This is a genomic window from Actinoallomurus acaciae (assembly GCF_042429965.1).
Classification (GTDB): Bacteria; Actinomycetota; Actinomycetes; order Streptosporangiales; family Streptosporangiaceae; genus Actinoallomurus; species Actinoallomurus acaciae.
In genome coordinates, this window is sequence record NZ_JBHLZP010001182.1 from 1 (window position 1) to 867 (window position 867).

Sequence of the window (867 nt, forward strand, 5' to 3'; positions counted from 1 at the left end):
TCGGAGCTGCCGGTCGGCGCGGCGCCGACGCCGAACAGCGCGGCGTGCAGGTCGAGGCGGGCGGCGTGGGCGAGCAGCGCGCCGCCGAGCGAGACGGGGAGCGCGTCGCCGGACGAGCGGGGCAGCTCCATCTCCATGAGCACCTCGGCGACGGGTTCCGGCTCACCGGCGCGGCGGGCGTACTCCCCCGCCATCGTCCCGGCGAGGCTGGACAGCTCGATCACCATGTGCGAGGCGAGGTCGAACTTGGCGAGGCGCGCCGCGCGTTCGAGCGTCGCCCGCTCCTGGTCGCTCAGGCCGGCGCGGTCGGCGAGGGTCAGCGCGATCGAGCGGATGCGGCCGGCGCGGTCGGCCATCGACCCGAGGCGCTCTTCGAAGGTCAGCGCGGCCAGGCCGGCCGTCATCTCCTCCGGCGGCGTACGCAGGTCGGCCGCGAAGAAGAACGCCGCGTCCTCGAACCGCGCCCGCAGGACCGCCTCGTTGCCGGCGCGGACGACGCCGAGGTCGCAGGCGCCGTTCGCGACCGTGACGAAGTGCGGCAGGAGGCGGCCGGCGGCGCTCACGGGCAGGTAGCGCTGGTGCTTGCGCATGACCGTGGTGAGCACCTCGGCGGGCAGGTCGAGATAGCGCTCGTCGAAGGAGCCGAGGAGGGCGACCGGCTCCTCCACGAGGTTCACGACCTCGGGGAGGACGGTCTCGTCGGGCACGCCGCCCGCCGAGGCGGCGAGCTCGGCCGCGGCCTCGGCGATCCGCCGCATGCGGACCCGCGCGTCCGGCTCGACGTCGTGCGCGCGCAGCGTGTCCAGGAACCGGTCCGCCTCCGCCACCTGCACGACCGGCTCGTCGGCGGTGCGGTGCACGCGGGTC

The 867-nt window shown here is 75.8% G+C and carries 1 protein-coding gene; it reads right to left on the reverse strand.

Annotated features, from left to right (window positions below; all coding sequences use genetic code 11):
- On the reverse strand, positions 1–867 hold an 867-nt coding region (locus ACFFNX_RS51490; protein WP_378213826.1), incomplete at both ends, for a glycine--tRNA ligase subunit beta.